Origin of the sequence: Leucobacter sp. USHLN154 (assembly GCF_037145595.1) — a bacterium.
Lineage (GTDB): Bacteria > Actinomycetota > Actinomycetes > Actinomycetales > Microbacteriaceae > Leucobacter > Leucobacter alluvii.
On the sequence record NZ_JBBCXF010000005.1, the window covers coordinates 252923 to 266731 of the forward strand.

12 protein-coding genes are annotated in these 13809 nt (G+C 69.2%); 7 read left to right on the plus strand and 5 right to left on the minus strand.

The window, feature by feature from the left end; all coding sequences use genetic code 11:
• Positions 1-44 precede the first annotated feature (44 nt).
• A complete protein-coding gene (locus WFH23_RS10935; RefSeq protein ID WP_336662528.1) occupies positions 45-1052 on the plus strand; it encodes a LysR family transcriptional regulator in 1008 nt (335 codons plus the stop codon).
• Here the strand turns inward: WFH23_RS10935 and sufU are convergent.
• From sufU to WFH23_RS10955, 4 genes are read right to left on the minus strand one after another with little or no spacing between them, the layout of a single operon-like run.
• Positions 1024-1494: a Fe-S cluster assembly sulfur transfer protein SufU gene (gene sufU, locus WFH23_RS10940; protein WP_090150664.1), complete on the minus strand. Its 471-nt coding sequence runs from the start codon at positions 1492-1494 to the stop codon at positions 1024-1026. The genes WFH23_RS10935 and sufU overlap by 29 nt on opposite strands.
• Entirely contained in the window at positions 1491-2810 is a 1320-nt protein-coding gene (locus WFH23_RS10945) for an aminotransferase class V-fold PLP-dependent enzyme (RefSeq protein ID WP_336662529.1), read from the minus strand. The genes sufU and WFH23_RS10945 overlap by 4 nt, the downstream gene beginning before the upstream one ends.
• 58 nt (positions 2811-2868) lie before the next feature.
• Entirely contained in the window at positions 2869-4161 is a 1293-nt protein-coding gene (locus WFH23_RS10950) for an MFS transporter (RefSeq protein WP_090150657.1), read from the minus strand.
• A gap of 23 nt (positions 4162-4184) precedes the next feature.
• On the minus strand, positions 4185-5264 hold the full coding sequence (locus tag WFH23_RS10955; protein WP_336662530.1) for a DsbA family protein: 1080 nt from the start codon (positions 5262-5264) through the stop codon (positions 4185-4187).
• An 82-nt stretch (positions 5265-5346) separates the two neighbouring features.
• Here WFH23_RS10955 and rsmI point away from each other — a divergent pair, with 82 nt between their 5' ends.
• The 5 genes from rsmI (at position 5347) to ispG (ending at position 11217) form a co-directional block, all read left to right on the plus strand.
• Positions 5347-6165 carry a 16S rRNA (cytidine(1402)-2'-O)-methyltransferase gene (gene rsmI / locus WFH23_RS10960; protein WP_090150652.1) on the plus strand — a complete coding sequence of 273 codons (819 nt, stop codon included), beginning with the start codon at positions 5347-5349 and terminating at the stop codon, positions 6163-6165.
• Positions 6166-6337: 172 nt separating this feature from the next.
• Positions 6338-7381 carry an FKBP-type peptidyl-prolyl cis-trans isomerase gene (locus WFH23_RS10965; RefSeq protein WP_336662531.1) on the plus strand — a complete coding sequence of 348 codons (1044 nt, stop codon included), beginning with the start codon at positions 6338-6340 and terminating at the stop codon, positions 7379-7381.
• 9 nt (positions 7382-7390) lie between these two features.
• Complete coding sequence (gene dxr, locus WFH23_RS10970; protein ID WP_211648771.1) at positions 7391-8479, plus strand: 1-deoxy-D-xylulose-5-phosphate reductoisomerase; 1089 nt, start codon at positions 7391-7393, stop codon at positions 8477-8479.
• 113 nt (positions 8480-8592) lie between these two features.
• Complete coding sequence (locus WFH23_RS10975; protein ID WP_336662532.1) at positions 8593-9987, plus strand: M50 family metallopeptidase; 1395 nt, start codon at positions 8593-8595, stop codon at positions 9985-9987.
• Between the two features lie 99 nt (positions 9988-10086).
• Positions 10087-11217: a flavodoxin-dependent (E)-4-hydroxy-3-methylbut-2-enyl-diphosphate synthase gene (ispG, locus tag WFH23_RS10980; protein ID WP_336662601.1), complete on the plus strand. Its 1131-nt coding sequence runs from the start codon at positions 10087-10089 to the stop codon at positions 11215-11217.
• Positions 11218-11226: 9 nt separating this feature from the next.
• Here ispG and WFH23_RS10985 read toward each other — a convergent pair whose 3' ends face one another.
• Complete coding sequence (locus WFH23_RS10985) at positions 11227-12684, minus strand: RNB domain-containing ribonuclease (protein ID WP_336662533.1); 1458 nt, start codon at positions 12682-12684, stop codon at positions 11227-11229.
• A 38-nt stretch (positions 12685-12722) separates the two neighbouring features.
• Between WFH23_RS10985 and WFH23_RS10990 the strand changes: the two genes are divergently transcribed.
• Positions 12723-13781, plus strand: a complete 1059-nt coding sequence (locus WFH23_RS10990; protein ID WP_336662534.1) for a TIGR00730 family Rossman fold protein — start codon at positions 12723-12725, stop codon at positions 13779-13781.
• Positions 13782-13809: the final 28 nt, after the last annotated feature.

A 13809-nucleotide genomic window follows, 5' to 3' on the forward strand; every position in this document is an offset into this window, starting at 1 on the left:
CCAATGAATAGACCTGATCGCCAAGATGCGTTTACGCTATGAAAATGAACCTCGAACAGCTCCGTGGCTTCGTCGAGATCGCGCAGCTCGGGCACTTCACCCGCGCCGCCGAGCGGCTCCACCTGGCCCAACCATCGCTCAGCAGGCAGATCTCAACCCTGGAAGCGGATCTCGGCGTCGAACTGCTGCACCGCGTCCGCGGCAACGTCGCTCTGACCCCAGCAGGGGAGCGGCTCCTGCCGATCGCGCGGCGGATGCTCGCCGACGCCGAGACAGCGCGCCACGAGATGACGGATCTCGCCGAGCTGCGACGCGGGCGCATACGGCTCGGCGCGACACCGACGCTCTGCACGAGCCTCGTCGCCGATGTGCTCGCCGCGTTCCGCGACCGCTACCCGGGCATCGAGATCGAGATTCTGGAGCGGGGCTCGCGGAGCCTCATCGCCGCGCTCGTCGAAGGAGCACTCGATCTTGCATTGATCGTGACGAGCGTGTCGTCCGGAGCGGCGCGTGCGGTGCTCGAACGCGAGCAGATTCTCAGCGAGCGTCTCGTCGTGGTGTCGGATCCGACCCGGCCGGATCCGTTCTGCCGCGACGAAACCGGTTCGGAGGACCCCGACCGTCCCGTCGAACTCGAGGAGCTCGCGCGAGTGCCGCAGGTCGTGTTTCCGGAGAACTACGATCTCAGGGTCACGGTGGACGCCGCGTTCCGCGCACGCGGAGTGACCCCGCTCGTCGCGGTCGAGGGAGCGGAGATGGACGCGGCGCTGAGCTTCGCCGGTCGAGGGATCGGCGTCGCCGTGGTGCCAGCGATGGTGGCGGCGGACCGCCCGATGCTGCGCACGGCTCCACTCGCTGACGCGGCGCTCTCGCGCACCGTGAGCATCGCGCGCCGCGTCGACATGGCTCCCACGCGCGCCTGCGCCGCGCTGCAGGCGGTGATCCGCGAGGTCGCCGACCGCGTCACCGCGCCCGGCGCCGAACTGTCGAATCTCGTGACGCGCGTCGGAGGAGCTGCGGAAGCTAGGAGCGCTGCGCCTCGACCTGCTTGAGGTCGGCCTCGAGAGCCACCCAGCCGAGCATCGCGCACTTGATCCGCATGACGAACTTGGAGACGCCCTGGAGCGCGACCGCGTCGCCGAGTAGTTCCTCGTCGGGATCGCCTTCGCCGCGCGCCTGGATCATCTCCCGGAATGCGTCGATGCGCGTCCGAGCCTCGTCGACGGTGAGGGCGTCGTCGCGCACCAACTGCGACAGGATGGAGGCCGATGCCATCGAGATGGAGCACCCCTGACCCTGCCACGCCACCTGTCGGATGAGGCGGGTCTCGGGGTCGACTGAGATCGACAGATCGATCTCGTCGCCGCAGCTCGGATTGAACTCATGGTGCGACGCGGTCAACGCGGCCGCATCCGCCTCGAGTTCGCCCTTGCCGATCGGTCGCTTGGAGTGATCGAGGATCACCTCCTGGTACAACCCGTCCAGTGCACTCATGCCGAAACCTCCGCCCCGAAATACCGCTGAGCGCCGCGGAGCGCGTCGACGAAACGATCGACTTCGTCTTCGGTCGTGGTGACGTGCACGCTTGCGCGCGTACTCGACGTCAGGCCGAGCGCGCGATGCAGCGGCTGGGCGCAGTGGTGCCCGACGCGCACCCGCACCCCCTGCTCGTCGAGATACTGCCCCACATCGTGTGCATGCACGCCCTCGACCGAGACTGCGGCCAGTGCCACGCGCTGCGCCGTATCGGCCGGCCCCAGCAGGTGCAGACCCGGCGTTTCCAGGATGCCGGCGACCAGCCGCTCGACGAGTTCGTGCTCGCGTGCGGCTGCGCGGCTCATGCCGATCGCGTTCAAGAAGGAGACCGCTGCGCCCATGCCGACCGCTTGTGAAACCGGCTGCGTTCCCGGCTCGAAACGCTGCGGAGCCGGCATGAACTGCGCCGACTCCATCGTGACCTTCGTGATCGCGGAGCCGCCGGTTCGTGCCGGCGGCAGTGCGTCGAGCATCTCCGGGCGCCCGTAGAGCACTCCGATGCCGTTCGGACCGAACATCTTGTGCCCGGAGAACGCTGCGAAGTCGACGCCGAGCGCGGTGAAGTCCACGGGAATGTGGGGCACCGACTGGCAGGCGTCGAGCACGGTGACCGCCCCGACCGCGTGCGCGAGCTCGACGAGCTCCGCGACGGGTGCGACGAAGCCGGTCACATTCGAGATGTGCGCGAATGCGAACACCCTGGTGCGCTCGGTCACTGCAGCGCGCGCGTCGTCGATCGTCCAGGTGCCGTCCGCCCGCACCGGAATGTACCGCAGGCTCGCTCCCGTTCGCTTCGCGAGCCGCTGCCAGGGAATGAGGTTCGCGTGGTGCTCGGCTTCCGTGATCAGGATCTCGTCACCGGGTTCGAGTCGGTAGCGCTCACTGCCGGAGACGCCGAGACCGGCGTTCGCCTCACCGATGCCGGTGGCGACGAGGTTGAGCGCGTCGGTCGCGTTCTCCGCCCACACGACCTGCTCGGGCGCCTCCGCTCCCACGAAGGACGCCACGGCGGCACGAGCACCCTCGAACGCCTCGGTGGCGGCTCCGACCGCGCCGCTGGTGCCGCGATGCACTGCGGCGTTCGACGACTCGATAAACCGGCGTTCGGCGTCGAGCACCCGGCCCGGGCGCTGCGACGTGGCGGCGGAATCGAGGTAGGCGGGAGCGGACTCGAGCGCGTCTTGCGCGACGAAGTACGGGAACTCCGCGCGCAGCAGCGCGACGTCTTCGGGGGTGAGCGCGGGATGCAGCGCGAGGTCAGGCATGTTCTCCATTCTTCCACCTCTCGGGGTGGCGGTACCGGCCTGCAGTGCAACGCCGCCGAGCACCGCGCTATTCCGCGTCGAGCGTCACCGGCGCAGTGTTCGGACCGTGCCCGGCGCGATCGTCCGCTCCGCTCAGCCACCAGTTGATCGCGCCGGCCGCGAGCGCCAGCACGGCGGCCGCGAGCGGCAGCACGAGCGCCGCGCGCGTGCCGAGATCGGTCGCGACGACGCCGGTCAGGGCGGCGGCAGCCGACTGGCCCACCATGAGTCCGGAGCCGAGCATCGTCATGACGGTCGCCGAGCGGCCGATGGGACTGCGTGCGGCGCCGAAACTGTAGAGCGTCACGAGGAGCGGCCCGACGCCGATGCCCATGATCGTCAGGCTGAGCAGAATGGAGGGCACGTCGTGCGACCACTGCAGCAGCACGGCGCCAGCCACGATGCAGACCGCGAACACGGGCCACCGGGCGCGGAGCGAGAAGCGCGGGGGAAGCGCCGCGACCCCGATGGCGAAGATCGCGGAGCCCACGCCCATCGCCCCGTAGATCAGGCCGGCACTCTCGGGGTCGCCGCGATCCTGCATGAACGACGTGAGCGACGTGAGCATCGAGCCGAAGAACAACCCAACGGTCACGATGCCGAACACCGTCACGAGGAGCGCGGGTCGTGCGAGTTCCGACGCGGGAGCGAGCACTGCCGCGCGCTGCTCCGGCGATTGCGCGGGCGCGCTCGTCCGGTGCAGGGCGAAGGCGGTGACGAAGAGCAGCGTGAGCACGGCAGCACCCACGATCGGCGCCCATGCGCCGATCGTGGTGGCGAGCACGCCGACGATCACCGGGCCGAACACGAAGATGACCTCGTCGGCGGCCGACTCGTAGGCGAGCACGTTCGACAGCACCCTCGGCCGCCGCTGCGCCGGCAGATCGTGCGCGACGATCGCGACGAGCCTCGAACGCGACATCGGCGACGTCTGCGGCACCGTGGCGCCGGCGAGGAATGATCCGAGGAACAGCACCCACGTCGGCAGCGGGCTGAACGCGATCCAGGCCAGGGCGCCGAGCAGTGCGCTGTTCGCGATGGCGGCGATGAGCAGTGTTGGCCGCTGCCCGTAACGGTCTGCCGCCGCGCCGATGAGAGGCCCGACGCAGGCGACGCCCAGCCCGACCATCGCCGAGTTGAGACCGCCGAGTTCAACGGAGCCGCGCGCGGAGACGACGAGCGTGAGCACGCCGATCACCATCATCGCGAACGGCAGACGCGAGACGAGGGCGAGCGGGTAGTACAGCTTCCCGGTTCGACTCAGGAGCGTGACCCCGCGGGGCGACGTGTCAGGGACCGGGTGCTCGCTCGTCTGATGCATAGCCGGCCGAGTCTAGCAGCTCGTTACGAGACGGATCCCACGGCGACTTCCTGCTCGGCGAGGAAATCGGTGAACGCCTGCGCGTCACCGGGGGAGCCCGTGAAGGGAACGCCGTCGACGACGACGAACGGCGTGCCGGTCACGGCGAGCTGCGGATCCTCAGCGCCCGGCACGGGATTGTCGAACACCCACTCGTTGAGCGCCTGGGCGAAGGGCACGAACCGCTCTGACTCGATGCATGATCGCACGTCGTCGTTCGCGCCGCCCGCCGCCTCGTCGACCGCGTCGATCAACGCACCGTTGTCGAGTCCGCCGGTCGTCTCCGCCGGCTGCACCGCCGGATCGAACAGGTGGCGGTGCACCTTCCATGCGGCTTCCGGCTGCGCTTCCGCCACGCACGCCATGGCGGCCGAGGCGCGCGACGAGTACTGGTCGGGGGAGATGCGATCGAGGAATGTCAGCGGAGTGATCTCGACCGATGCCTGGCCGCTCTCCATCAGCCGCTCGAGCGTTTCCCCGTTCGTGGTCTCGAAGACGGAGCAGGAGGGGCAGCGGTAATCGACGTACACGCGAACCGCGTGCGCCTCGGCTCCTGCCTCCTGCGGTTCGGGGGCGCCGCTGCTCGGAATCTCGGATCGGACCACGCCGTCCTGATCGAACACGATGCCTCCCGTGGCCATGTTCTCTGGCCACGACATCGGATCCTCCGAACCCTGTGGCTCGTCTGCAGCGCCGGGGGCGCCGGAATGGGAGCCGGACGGGGCGGTGATCGAGCCTGCGAGAGTCACGGCCGACACCACGCCCAGCACCAGCGCGACGAGCAGCGCGAGCGCTCCGGAGGCGAGCCCGACGACCGCCGGAGCACGGCGGCTGCGGGAGATCACACCGACGATGCCGAGCACCACCGCTGCGACGGCGAGCAGCGCTCCGAGAATCGCACCGAGACCGAAGTAGAACGCGGAGACGATCACCGTGACCAGAGCGGCGAGACCGAGCGCCATGGCTGCGATCGAGAGGTTGCCGTTGCCGCGTCGCCGCGATGCCGAGCCCGATTCGGCGTAGGGGTGGGGCGGTGCTGGCACTGGCTGCTGTGGATCGGTCATGGATTCATTCTGTCAGCAGGCCCAGGCCAGGGCGCCGCACCCGCCGCACCCGCCAGGTGACGCGCGCGCATACGATTGAGGCATGATCCTTCTCGCGGCGACGCCGATCGGAAACCTCGGTGACGCCTCCGCGCGGCTCCGCAGCACCTTCGAGGAAGCGACCGTCGTGGCCGCGGAGGACACGCGTCACACCGCCCAGCTGCTCCGTCTCCTCGGAATCGAGAATCGACCGGAACTCATCGCGCTGCACGATCACAACGAGCACGAGCGGGCGGCAGCGCTCGTCGAACGCGCGCAGACTGAAGACATCGTGCTGGTGAGCGACGCCGGCATGCCGACCGTTTCCGATCCCGGGTTCCGAGTGGTGCAACTGGCCGCCGAGCGCGGGGTCCCCGTCAGTGCGATCCCCGGCCCGAGCGCGGTCATCACGGCCCTCGCCGTAGCCGGCCTCCCGACCGATCGTTTCGCCTTCGAGGGCTTCCTGCCCCGCAAGTCCGGCGAGCGCGCGCGTGCCGTCAGCGCACTCGCCGCCGAACGGCGAACGCTGGTCTTCTTCGAGTCGCCCAGCCGGCTCGCGGCGTCGCTCGGCGACCTCGCCGACGCGTTCGGGGATGATCGCGCGGCGGCGGTCTGCCGCGAGCTCACGAAGCTGCACGAGGAGGTGCGGCGGGGAGGTCTGCGCGAGCTCGCCGCCTGGGCCGCAGACGGGGTGCGAGGAGAGATCGTCGTGGTGGTGAGCGGCGCGGCGTCGAGCGCTGCATCGCCCGAATCGGCGCTCGTCGAGGTGCAGGCCAGAGTGCAGGCGGGAGAGCGTCTCAAGGACGCGACTCGGGCCGTGGCCGAGGCCACCGGACTCTCATCGCGGGAGCTGTACGCGGCCGCGCTCGCCAGCCGTCGGTGAAGCGCGGCGTCTGCGCGTCGGCTCGCGATCACAGGCGAAGGTCGGAAGCCTCCCAGCCGCCGGGCAGCGCAATGCGCCATACTCGAAACGCATTCATGGCCGCGCGCCCACCGCACCTCCCTGTGCATCGGAACGGACGCGGCTCCTCGCGACTCGAAGGACTCCTATCACCGTGAAACTGACGCGCGCCATCGCCCCCGCCGCCCTCGTTGGCGCACTGCTCATGGTCGGCTGCTCGAGCGGCAGCGGATCGGCGAGCGCCGATGCTTCCGGCACCGATTGCCTCGCTTCCGGTTCGGCCAGTTCCAGTGTGAAGGTCTCCGGTTCGGTCGGCGAGGATCTCGAACTCACCTCGGACACCCCGGTGGAGGCTGACAAGATGCAGCGCTCCGTGCTGGAAGCGGGCGAGGGGGACGTCGTCGAGGAGGGGCAGTCGGTGCTCACATCGATGACGCTCTTCAACGGTGCCGACGGGTCGGCGCTGCAGCAGCTTCCCGCGAGCGCGATCCCGGTCGAGAAGTCGGGGCTCGCCGAGTGGGCGTACGACGGTCTGCGGTGCGCCACCGCCGGCGAGCAGATCGCGCTCGCCGCTCCGTACGCCGACGTCTTCGGCGAGACGCCGCCCGAGCAGACCGGTCTCGAGAACATCACCGCCGACGACTCGCTCGTCATCGTGATGGAGTTCGGGGAGATCACCGATGCGGGCGACGCTGCCGCTGCGACGGGCGAGCCGGGAACGCTGAAGAGCGATGAGCTGCTCTCCAAGGCGGAGGGCAAGCAGGTCGCCGCGCCCGCCGGGTTCCCGACGGTCAAGGTCGCCGAGGACGGCGAGCCGACGATCACCGTCCCGGACGGCCTCGAGGCACCCGACAAGCTCGAGATCGCCACGCTCGTCGAGGGCGACGGCGAAGAGGTGCAGCCCGGAGACCGCGTCTACGTGAACTACCGCGGCGTGATCTGGCGCACCGGTGAGGAGTTCGATTCGAGCTGGAGCCGCGGAGAGCCCACCGACTTCCTCACGACCCAGGTCATCGGCGGATTCCAGAAGGCCCTCGAGGGCCAGAAGGTCGGTTCCCAGGTCATCTCCGTGGTGCCGGCCGAGGACGGCGGCTACGGTGCGGCGACGCTGGAGCAGCAGGGGCATCAGGGCGACGACGTGATGGTCTTCGTGCTCGACATCCTCGGCACGGTGCACGCGGACGCGCCCGCCGAGTAGCCTGGAGCGATGAAGCGCGTCATCGTCCTCGGTTCCACCGGATCCATCGGCGAGCAGGCGCTCGACGTCATCCGCAAGCATCCTGCGAAGTATCAGGTCTCCGGCCTCATCGCAGGGACGCAGGCGGATCGCCTGCGCGAGCAGGCGGACGAGTTCAACGTCGAGCACACCGGTCTCGGCGCCGACGCCGCGGTGCAGCTCATCCGCGACGTACAGGCGGATGTCGTGCTCAACGGCATCACCGGCTCCGTCGGGCTCGGCCCCACCATCGCCGCGCTCGAAGCGGGGCGCACGCTCGCGCTCGCGAACAAGGAATCGCTCATCGTCGGCGGCGATCTGGTGACCGGGCTCGCGGCTCCCGGGCAGATCGTTCCGGTCGATTCCGAGCACTCCGCGATCGCGCAGGCGCTGCGGTCGGGCAGCCGCGACGAGGTGCGCCGCCTCATCCTGACCGCGTCTGGCGGACCATTCCGGGGTCGCACACGCGAGCAGCTGCGCGATGTGACGCCCGCCGAGGCGATGACGCATCCCACCTGGAACATGGGCCGCGTGGTGACGACGAACTCGTCGACGATGGTGAACAAGGGGCTCGAGGTGATCGAGGCTCACCTGCTCTTCGGTGTCTCCTACGGCGATATCGAGGTCGTGGTGCACCCGCAATCGGTGGTGCACTCCATGGTGGAGTTCATCGACGGGTCGACCATCGCCCAGGCCTCGCCCCCGGACATGCGGCTGCCCATCGCACTGGGGCTGTCATGGCCGGATCGCATGGGCAATGTCGGAGTTCCGCTCGACTGGCGGTCGGCGACGGCGTGGGAGTTCGAGCCGCTCGATTCGGCCGCGTTCCCCGCCGTCGACCTCGCCAAGGAGGTCGGTCGGGCCAGACTCACGTATCCGGCGGTCTACAACGCCGTGAACGAGGAGGCGGTCGACGCGTTCCACGCCGGTCGCATCGGGTTCCTGGACATCGTCGACACCGTGCGCCGGGTGGTCGAGGCGCACGAGACGCCGGCGCAGCTCACGCTCGAGTCCCTCGCCGAGGCCGAGCGCTGGGCGCGCGAGCGCGCGCAACTGGCGATCGACGCGCGCGGGCGCTGACGCGCGCGGGCGCTGACGCGAGCCGCAGTCGAACCGCGCTGCGACCGACGGTGATCCTGAGAAGGCCTGCGGCTTCCCCGAAACTCCCCAGCGGTGCGCAGTAGCCTGAGCGGGTGACTGAGGTACTGCTCTACGTGCTCGGCATTCTGATCTTCGTGATCGGTCTCGCCGTGTCGATCGGCCTGCACGAATTCGGGCACCTCATCCCTGCGAAGCTCTTCGGCGTCAAGGTGACGCAGTACATGCTCGGGTTCGGCCGCACCATCTGGTCGAAGCGCAGGGGCGAGACCGAGTACGGCGTGAAGATGATTCCGCTCGGCGGGTACATCGCGATGTCGGGCATGTACCCGCCGGAGCAGCCCGGCGCGGCAGCGCGGCCGTCGACCACGGGGTTCTTGAACTCGGTCGTGCAGGAGGGCGCCTCGTTCGGCAAGCCCGACGCCGAGCCCAAGCGAGGCATGGCGGCGGTGGTCGAAGACGCTCGGCTGGCGAGTGCCGAGTCGATCGATTCTGGGGAGGATCACCGCACCTTCTACCGGCTTCCCCCGTGGAAGAAGATCATCATCATGCTGGGCGGGCCGCTGATGAACCTCGTGCTGGCGTTCGTGTTCTTCGCGATCGTGCTCGTGGTGTTCGGTGTGCCGCAGAACAGCACCACGCTCGGTCAGGTCAACGAGTGCCTGGCGCCGGCGAACAGCAATGCGTCCTCGTGCAGCAGCGATGATCCGGCCGCGCCGGCCGCCGCGGCCGGACTGCGCCCCGGTGATCGCGTCATCTCGGTCGACGGGACGCGGATCACCAGCTGGGATCAGTTCCGCACGATCATCGGAGAGTCGCCGGGCGAATCACTCTCCGTGGAGATCGAGCGCGGTGGCGCAGAGCAGACCGTCTCGTTGGAACCCGTGGTGAATACGCGGACGGTCACCGACGCCGACGGAAACGCGGTGACGCGCGCCGACGGCACGGTGCAGACCGAATCGGTCGGCATGATCGGTGCGGTTCCGGCGAGCGAGAACGTCGCGCAGCCGATCACCGCCGTGCCGGCGTTCGTCGGCGAGAACGTGCAGCGGGTCGCCGGCATCATCATCCGCATGCCCGAACGCATGGTCGACGTCTGGAACGCCGCGTTCGGCAGCGAGGCGCGCGATCCGAACGGGCCGATCAGCGTCGTGGGTGTCGGCCGCATGGCCGGGGAGATCGTCAGCCTCGACGACGCGCCGGTCGCTGCCCGTGCGCAGACGATGATCGGTCTGCTCGGCTCGCTGAACGTCGCGCTCTTCGTCTTCAATCTCGTGCCGCTCCTGCCGCTCGACGGCGGCCACGTCGTCGGCGCGGTCTACGAATGGTTGAAGCGCGGCATCGCCAGGCTGCGGCGGAAGCCGGACCCCGGGCCGATCGACACCGCCAAGATGGTGCCCGTGACGATGGCGGTGGCCATTGTGCTCGGCGCGATGACCGTGCTGCTCATCTACGCCGACCTCGTCAAACCGGTCTCGCTCTTCGGGTAGCGCCGGACCGCGGTGCTCCGACGCCGCTGCCGGTGGGACTCGCCTCCGGCACGCAGCCTACGCGAGTAGACTCGGCCCGTGCCAGCAGTCAATTTGGGAATGCCGCAGACCGTCGAAGTGCTCGCTCCGCGGCGTCAGTCGCGCGCCATCAAGGTCGGGTCGGTGACCGTCGGTGGGAGCGCTCCCGTCTCGGTGCAATCGATGACGACGACGCCGACCACGGACATCAACGCGACGCTGCAGCAGATCGCGGAGCTCACCGCGTCGGGCTGCGATATCGTGCGGGTCGCGTGCCCCAGCCGTGACGATGCTGAGGCGCTGCCCATCATCGCGATGAAGAGCCAGATCCCGGTCATCGCCGACATCCACTTCCAGCCGAACTACGTGTACGCCGCCATCGATGCGGGGTGCGCCGCGGTGCGGGTGAACCCGGGCAACATCCGCAAGTTCGACGATCAGGTCGGCGAGATCGCTCGGCGCGCGAAAGCCGCCGGAGTCTCACTGCGCATCGGCGTGAACGCCGGATCCCTCGACCCTCGGCTGCTCGAGAAGTACGGCAAGGCCACCCCAGAGGCCTTGGTCGAGAGCGCCGTGTGGGAGGCGTCGCTGTTCGAGGAGCACGATTTCCACGACTTCAAGATCTCCGTGAAGCACAACGATCCGATCGTGATGGTCAGGGCCTACCGCCAGCTCGCCGAGCGCGGCGACTGGCCGTTGCACCTCGGCGTGACCGAGGCGGGCCCCGCATTCCAGGGGACCATCAAGAGCGCCACGGCGTTCGGCATTCTGCTCTCCGAGGGCATCGGCGACACGATTCGCGTCTCCCTGTCGGCGCCTCCCGTCGAAGAGGTGAAGGTGGGGTTGCAGATTCTGCAGTCGTTGAACCTCCGCGAGCGCAAGCTCGAGATCGTCTCGTGCCCCTCGTGCGGGCGCGCCCAGGTCGACGTGTACACGCTCGCAGAGGAGGTCACGAAGGGCCTGGAAGGCATGAGCGTGCCGCTCAGGGTCGCAGTGATGGGATGCGTGGTGAATGGGCCGGGCGAGGCGAGGGAAGCCGACCTCGGCGTCGCCTCCGGCAATGGCAAGGGGCAGATCTTCGTCAAGGGCGAGGTGATCAAGACCGTGCCCGAGAACGAGATCGTCGCGACGCTGATCGCCGAGGCGAATCGTCTGGCTGCCGAGATGCCGGCCTCCGAGGGGACGGGGACGCCAGAGGTCGTGACCGCCTAGCGCAGCGCCTCAGGCGGCGCTGACGGCGGGACGATCGCCGGAAGCGTCCGTGAGCGGCGCGAGCTCGATCGTGCCGCTCACGACGTCCGCAGCGGTGACCCGCACGTCCACTCGGGTCCCGGCGGTGTATCCGGCAGACGCGACCTGCGCGGTGACCGCGGGGTCGTCGAGCTGCACGCGGGCGCGCTCGCCTCGGACTTCGACCACGATCGCGGGGAGCACCTCTCCGACACGGTCTCGCAGCAGCGCGGCTTCGACGCGATCGAGCGCCTGCGATCCCAGCTGACCGGCGAGCTGATTCGATGCGCGCATCAGCGCGGGCAACTCGTCGAGCGACGCCCTGGCCCACTCCGGAATCGGCTCATCCGCGCAGATCGCGGCGCAGATCACAAGCCCCCAGCGGTCCACCAGACGGCGGAGCGGAGCGGTGACGTGAGCGTACGGCGCGGCGATCGCGGCTTGCATCGTCTGCTCCGGAACGACGCCGTCGAACGGCGTGTAATCGGCGCCGCGGAACAACGACGCTGCTGCCTGCAGCACCCCGGGCGTCGTCGGTGACGCGTGATCGAGCTGCTGCAGGTACTCGCCGTATGTCGTGTCCGCGGGCCAGGGGTGCCCGAGGCTGGCGACCCGCGCACGAAACGCGGCGAGCGCAGCCTCGTCGGGCGCCGGCATGGTGCGCAGGATCCCGACGCCGGCATCGAGCATCATGCGACCGGCAGCCATGCCGGTGAGGAGCGAGAGCTGAGCGTTCCACTCCTCGATGGGACGCGCGAAGCTCCGCACGATGCGGTAACCGTCGGGCTCCCGCACGATCTCCTCATCCGGCATGTTCAGGCTCGCACCTCCGCGCGAGCGCTCGTGCTCGGCGCGCAGCAGGCCGACGTCGCGCAGCAGTTCGAGCAGCGGGCCGCCGGTACCAGCGTCGAGCGCGGTCTGCGCCGTCGCGTAGTCGAGTTGCGCTCGGGAACGCACGCGGGCGCGTTCGACGTCGGCGCTCGTGACAGCGCCGGACGCGTCGAGGTCGAGCTTCCATACGTACGCGACACGATCGGCGCCGGGAAGCAGTGAGGCGCGGCCCTCGCTGAGCTCCGCGGGATGGAGTGGAATACGGCCGTCCGGCAGGTACAGGGTCTGTCCGCGACGCCGTGCCTCTCGGTCGAGCGCGCCTCCCGGTCTCACGAACCCCGGGAGGTCGGCGATCGCGTAGCGCACGCGGAATCCGTCGTCGCGGTGCTCGATGTGGAAGGCCTGATCGAGGTCCTTCGCACCGGCGGGATCGAGCGTGACGAACGGAATGTGCCGGAGGTCCTCACCGGGCTCCGACGTCTCGGCGGTGCTCGCCTCCGCACGAGCGTCAGCGGGAAAGTCGGACGGCACGGCGTTGTCCGTCCGGAGCGCGGCGAGGGCGGCCGCGAGCTCGCCGTGTGCGGTCTGGGGGGAGAGATGGGCGCGCCGGTTCGGCATGCGGCCAGCCTACTGCGGTGCGCTCGTAGACTGTGAGCGTGACGACCGGGAAGCAGCAACACTCAGAAGATGCGCAGGCCGCGGAGCTGCGCGAACGACTCGATGCAGTGATCGCCGATGCCGGCGCTTCGGGCCACCGCGGGTTGATCCGTCGCATTCTCTCGACGGGAATCGGGCTCGGCACCGACGGTGCGACGCGGCTGGATCTGAAGATCACCGCGACGGCGGTCGAGGAGATGCGAGCGGCGTTCCGACTGTTCGCTCCCTTCGTCGGCGTGCCCAAGGTGACGATTTTCGGATCGGCCCGCACCCAGTCTCACGATCCCCTCTGGGTCGGCGCCGAAGCCGCTGCCCGAGGTCTCGCGGAGTTGGGCTGGATGGTGGTGACCGGAGCCGGCCCCGGGATCATGGAGGCGGCGGCGACGGGAGCCGGACCCGAGCGATCGCTCGGCATCTCGATCCGTCTGCCGTTCGAGGAGGCTCCGCTCGATGTCGCCGCCGATGACGGGCACCGCATCGCGATGAAGTACTTCTTCACGCGCAAGCTGATGCTGGTGAAGGAGTCGCGGGGCTTCATCTGCCTGCCAGGGGGGTTCGGCACGATGGACGAGACCTTCGAACTGCTGACGCTGCAGCAGACCGGCAAGATGGAACCGATGCCGATCGTGCTGCTCGATCGTGCCGGGGGCACGTACTGGCAGGGATTCGCGCGTTTCGTCACCGAAGAGCTCGCGGGTTCCGGGCTCATCGCGGTCGACGATCTCGATCGCGTGCTCGTCACCGATTCGCCCGACGCGGCGATCGCGGAGGTGACCGGATTCTGGCGCAACTACGATTCGCTGCGCTGGCAGGGCGAACAGCTCGTGCTCCGGGTGCGCGCCGAACCGAGCGATGCGGAGCTCGATGACCTGAACGAGCGATTCTCGGGTCTGTGCGAGGTGGGGGCGATCACCTGCTCGGAGCCTCTCGCGTCGGAGATCGCCGACGACGATGCGCTCGATCTGCCGCGTCTCGTGCTCACCCCACGTCGTCGTGCGGTGGGGGATCTCTATCGACTGATTCGGGCGCTGAATGAGCTGGACTCCGCGCCGCGGTGACGTGTGACCGCGGCGCGGGGCCTGCCAC

Coding starts and splice junctions, on each gene's coding strand:
- WFH23_RS10950 (WP_090150657.1), bottom strand. CDS start 4,161: ATGCATCAGACGAGCGAGCACCCGGTCCCTGACACGTCGCCCCGCGGG.
- dxr (WP_211648771.1), top strand. CDS start 7,391: ATGAAGCGCGTCATCGTCCTCGGTTCCACCGGATCCATCGGCGAGCAG.
- WFH23_RS10955 (WP_336662530.1), bottom strand. CDS start 5,264: ATGACCGATCCACAGCAGCCAGTGCCAGCACCGCCCCACCCCTACGCC.
- WFH23_RS10985 (WP_336662533.1), bottom strand. CDS start 12,684: ATGCCGAACCGGCGCGCCCATCTCTCCCCCCAGACCGCACACGGCGAG.
- WFH23_RS10945 (WP_336662529.1), bottom strand. CDS start 2,810: ATGGAGAACATGCCTGACCTCGCGCTGCATCCCGCGCTCACCCCCGAA.
- sufU (WP_090150664.1), bottom strand. CDS start 1,494: ATGAGTGCACTGGACGGGTTGTACCAGGAGGTGATCCTCGATCACTCC.
- ispG (WP_336662601.1), top strand. CDS start 10,087: ATGCCGCAGACCGTCGAAGTGCTCGCTCCGCGGCGTCAGTCGCGCGCC.
- WFH23_RS10935 (WP_336662528.1), top strand. CDS start 45: ATGAACCTCGAACAGCTCCGTGGCTTCGTCGAGATCGCGCAGCTCGGG.
- rsmI (WP_090150652.1), top strand. CDS start 5,347: ATGATCCTTCTCGCGGCGACGCCGATCGGAAACCTCGGTGACGCCTCC.